Annotated in this window: 4 protein-coding genes and 1 pseudogene; 4 read left to right on the top strand and 1 reads right to left on the bottom strand. The window is 65.6% G+C overall.

Going from position 1 to position 4,645, the window contains the following annotated elements; translation table 11 throughout:
• Positions 1-454: pseudogene (locus tag EN906_RS23630) on the bottom strand (DNA alkylation response protein); the annotation flags it as partial.
• A gap of 193 nt (positions 455-647) precedes the next feature.
• On the opposite strand from EN906_RS23630, the gene EN906_RS23625 reads away from it, so the two are divergent.
• The 4 genes from EN906_RS23625 to dprA form a co-directional block, all read left to right on the top strand.
• Positions 648-1,607: an aspartate carbamoyltransferase catalytic subunit gene (locus EN906_RS23625; protein WP_127269519.1), complete on the top strand. Its 960-nt coding sequence runs from the start codon at positions 648-650 to the stop codon at positions 1,605-1,607.
• Positions 1,604-2,890 carry a dihydroorotase gene (locus EN906_RS23620; protein ID WP_127272492.1) on the top strand — a complete coding sequence of 429 codons (1,287 nt, stop codon included), beginning with the start codon at positions 1,604-1,606 and terminating at the stop codon, positions 2,888-2,890. Before EN906_RS23625 ends, EN906_RS23620 begins: the two co-directional genes overlap by 4 nt.
• A gap of 57 nt (positions 2,891-2,947) precedes the next feature.
• Entirely contained in the window at positions 2,948-3,535 is a 588-nt protein-coding gene (plsY, locus tag EN906_RS23615; protein ID WP_127271878.1) for a glycerol-3-phosphate 1-O-acyltransferase PlsY, read from the top strand.
• Between the two features lie 17 nt (positions 3,536-3,552).
• A partial coding sequence (gene dprA / locus EN906_RS23610) for a DNA-processing protein DprA (RefSeq protein WP_127375419.1) occupies positions 3,553-4,645 on the top strand: 1,093 nt, incomplete at its 3' end.

Raw genomic sequence — 4,645 nt, 5'->3', positions numbered from 1 at the left:
CGCGAAACAGTGTTGGGCTGGCCATCAAGGCCGCCAGCGAAGCGTTGGTCATGGTGATGGGGCACAGATGCCCGGTCTCGAGCTCCGCCGTCAGATAAAACCGGGCGGCACGGACTTGATGGCGGCGGCCGATCTCGGTGTCGCCGTTCTCCCACACCGAGGAATGCAGCCCGTTGGCCACAGCGCGGCGCATCAAGGCGTGATAGGCGGGATGGAACTCGACCACGTCGATGCGCCGTCCCTGGCGATCATGCGTCCTGAGCTTCGGCGTCTCGACATTGGCGAGGCGCGCCAGTTCCTGCGCCTCCTGCGTCAGCACGAAGCGGCCGAGACCGTCGAGATCTTTGCGCACCGGATCGGAAAAACGCTCCGCGAGCTGGATCAGCAACGGATCGCCCCGCCAGGCGTTGCCGCCCGTCAGCGGCGGCGGCTGGTTCGTCACGTCGTCGGTCACGCCCAATCCTTCTATCGTCAGAAAGCCACGAATCCGAGGCTGTCGGCTAGATATAGCCAAGCCATGCAGCGCGCGCGATGAAAATACCGGCCGATACAATCGGCCATCTATACGAAAAAATTGAGGAGAACGGCTGCAATGCAAAGCTGGCGCTTGCAGCCGCAAAGTCTCCACCCTATAGCAGCGCCTTGAGATGACCGACGCTTCGTCCCCCTATCCTCATCGCCATCTTCTGGGCATCCGCGACCTTTCCCCCGCCGATATCGAGCTGTTGCTCGACAGGGCGGACCGAGCGGTCGCGATCTCGCGGCAGTCCGAGAAGAAAACCTCGACGCTGCGCGGCCGCACACAGATCAACCTCTTTTATGAAGCCTCGACGCGCACGCAGTCGTCGTTCGAGTTGGCCGGAAAGCGGCTCGGCGCCGATGTGATGAACATGTCGGTGGCAAGCTCTTCGGTGAAGAAGGGCGAAACGCTCATCGATACGGCGATGACGCTGAATGCGATGCGGCCCGACATATTGATCATCCGTCACCAATCGGCCGGTGCGGCCGCGCTTCTGGCGCAGAAGGTCGGCTGCTCCGTCGTCAATGCCGGCGACGGCGCGCATGAACACCCGACACAGGCGCTGCTCGATGCGCTGACCATTCGTCGCGCCAAGGGCCCGCTGTCGAAGCTCATCGTGGCAATCTGCGGCGACATCCTGCATTCGCGCGTGGCACGTTCCAACATCATGCTGCTCAACGCGCTCGGCGCGCAGGTGCGCGTCGTCGCACCGTCGACGCTTCTGCCCACCGGCATCGAGAAGATGGGCGTCATCGTCACCCGCTCGATGGCCGAGGGCCTCAAGGACGCCGATGTGGTGATGATGCTGCGCCTGCAGCGCGAGCGCATGGAAGGCGCGTTCGTGCCTTCGGTGCGCGAGTATTTCCGCTATTTCGGCCTCGATGCGGAAAAACTGAAGGCGGCCAAGGGCGATGCGCTGGTGATGCACCCCGGGCCGATGAACCGCGGCGTCGAGATCGCCTCGGAAATCGCCGACGGTCCGCAGAGCGTCATCCAGGAACAGGTCGAAATGGGCGTCGCCGTGCGCATGGCCGTCATGGAAGCGCTGCTTGACCCGCGCCGCAATCAAGAGGGCGGCGGCGCATGAGCATAACGGTCTTTGAGCGGGCCCGCGTTGTCGATCCCTCGCGCGCCATCGACGAAGTCGGCGCCGTCATAGTCGATGGCAAGAAAATCCTTGTCGCCGGCAAGGCAGCGCTGAACCAGGGCGCGCCCGAGGGCGCCACCGTTGTCGACTGCGCCGGCAAGGCGATCATTCCAGGCCTGATCGACGGCCGCGTCTTCATCGGCGAACCGGGCGGCGAGCATCGCGAAACCATCGCGTCGGCAAGTGTCGCGGCGGCGGCCGGCGGCGTCACCTCCATCGTCATGATGCCCGACACCGATCCGGTGATCGACAATGTGGCGCTGGTTGAATTCGTGCTGCGCACGGCCAAGGACACGGCCATCGTCAACGTCTTTCCGGCCGCGGCGATCACCAAGGGCCTCGACGGGCGCGAAATGACCGAGTTCGGCCTGCTGCGCGAAGCCGGCGCGGTCGCCTTTACCGATGGCCGCCAAACCATATCGAGCGCGCTGGTGATGCGCCGCGCGCTGACCTATGCACGCGACTTCGGCGCCACCATCGTGCATGAGACGCAGGATGCGGACCTCGGTTCATCCGGCGTGATGAATGAAGGCCTTTACGCCAGCTGGCTCGGCCTCTCCGGCATTCCGCGCGAAGCCGAAGCCATCCCGCTGGAACGCGACCTCGCCTTGGCCCGACTGACACGCGGTTCGTACCATGCAGCAAAGATCTCGACGGCGATGGCGGCAAGCGCCGTCACACGTGCGAAGGCCGACGGGGCGACGGTGACGTCAGGCGCGGCGATCCACAATCTGTCGCTGAATGAAAACGATGTCGGCGAATACCGCACCTTCTTCCGTCTGACCCCACCTTTGCGCGCCGAGGAAGACCGGCTGGCGATGATCGAAGCGGTCAGGGACGGCACGATCGACATCATCGTCTCCTCGCACGATCCGCAGGATGTCGACACCAAGCGCCTGCCCTTTGCCGATGCGGCGGCCGGCGCCATCGGGTTGGAGACACTGCTGGGCGCGGCATTGCGGCTCTATCACAATGGCGATGTGCCGTTGCTCCGGCTGATCGAAACCCTGTCCACCGCTCCCGCAAAACTGTTCGGCCTGCCCGGCGGCACGCTGAAGCCGGGTGCTGTCGCCGATCTTGCGCTTGTCGATCTCGACGAACCCTGGATCGTCAGCGAAAGCGGTATTCGTTCGCGCTCGAAAAACACCTGTTTCGAAGGCGCGCGACTGCAAGGCAAGGTCTTGCAAACGCTGGTTGCGGGCCGCACAGTGTTTTCCGCCTGAACGGCCACGGCGCACCGCGCGTGATCCGGCTCGTCAGGGGGAAATGCGGGGGAAACAATGACTTACAGCCTCATCCCAGCGCTGGTGTTCGGCTATCTGCTTGGCTCGATTCCGTTCGGGCTCCTGCTCACCCGCGCGGCCGGCCTTGGCGATGTGCGCAAGATCGGCTCCGGCAATATCGGCGCCACCAATGTTCTGCGCACCGGCAATAAGGCCCTTGCCGCCGCGACGCTGCTGCTCGACGCGCTGAAGGGCACGGTCGCCGTGCTGATAGCCGGCCATTTCGCGCCTGACCTGGCGATCTGGGCCGGTCTCGGCGCCTTTCTCGGTCATCTCTTCCCGGTCTGGCTCGGTTTCAAGGGCGGCAAGGGCGTCGCCACCTATCTCGGCGTGCTGATCGGCCTTGCCTGGCAGGTGGCGCTGATCTTTGCCGTCGCCTGGCTGGTGATGGCTTTCCTGTTCCGTTATTCCTCGCTGGCGGCGCTGACGGCGGCGGTCATCGTGCCGATCGCCCTCTATGTCCTGAGCGCACCGCAGAATGCGGCCTTGTTCGTGGTGATGAGCATCATCGTTTTCATCAAGCACCGGGAAAACATTTCGCGCCTGCTTGCCGGCACCGAGGGCAAGATCGGAGCCAAGGGGTGAGCGAGCCTGCCGCCGTGGTGAGTGGGCCGGCCGCCGGGCCGCGTCTCAGCGACCGGCAGCGGCTGAGCTGGCTGCGGCTGATCCGCACCAAGAATGTCGGCCCCGCATCCTTTCGCGACCTCATCAACCGTTTCGGTTCGGCCGAGGCGGCGCTGGAGATATTGCCGGAACTGATGATTTCAGGCGGCGCCATCCGGATCGCTCGCATCCCTTCCATTGCCGAAGCCGAGGCCGAACTGGAATTAGCCGGAAAGGCCGGCGCCCGCTTTGTCGGGATCGGTGAAACAGACTATCCACCCCTATTGCGCAACATGGACCATCCGCCGCCGCTGCTGGCGGTAAAGGGCAACGCAGCTGTTTTCCGGCTGCCGGGTGTCGCCATCGTCGGGGCACGCAACGCATCGCTGGCCGGCATCAAGATGGCACGCATGCTGGCGGCCGACCTCGGCCGCGACGGCTACGCAATCGTCTCCGGCCTGGCGCGCGGCATCGACACGGCGGCGCATCAGGGCAGCCTGCCGACCGGCACGATCGGCGTCCTGGCCAGCGGCCTCGACCTGCCTTACCCGCCTGAAAATGCCGGCCTGTGCGAGGAAATCGCCGAGCGTGGCGCCATCATTTCAGAGATGCCGTTCGGCTGGCAGCCGCGCGCCCAGGATTTTCCGCGCCGCAACCGCCTTGTCGCGGGTGCGGTCCTTGGGCTGGTGGTGGTCGAGGCAGCGCAACGCTCGGGCTCGCTGATCAGCGCCAGGCTTGCGGGCGAAATGGGCCGGCTGGTCTTCGCCGTGCCGGGCTCGCCGCTCGATCCACGCGCCGCCGGCACCAACGGCCTGCTCAAGGATGGCGCCACCCTGGTCACCGACGCAGCGGACGTTTCGCGGGCAATCGCTCCGCTGACCGGCATGCGGGCGCCCGACGTGCCGCCGTTCGAAGAGCCGCCCGACTTCTCGGCCACACCACCGCCCGGCGAAAGCGACCGCGCCCGCGTCATCGAGGCGCTCGGCCCGACGCCAGTGGCGGTCGACGAGATCATCCGCCACACCCCCCTGCACCCGGCCCAGGGGTTCATGGGGCTGCTGGAACTCCACCTCGCCCGCCCCCTCGAGCGCC

The sequence above is a fragment of the Mesorhizobium sp. M7A.F.Ca.CA.004.06.1.1 genome (assembly GCF_003999135.1).
GTDB lineage: Bacteria > Pseudomonadota > Alphaproteobacteria > Rhizobiales > Rhizobiaceae > Mesorhizobium.
This window is presented reverse-complemented; position numbering and strand designations above follow the sequence as displayed.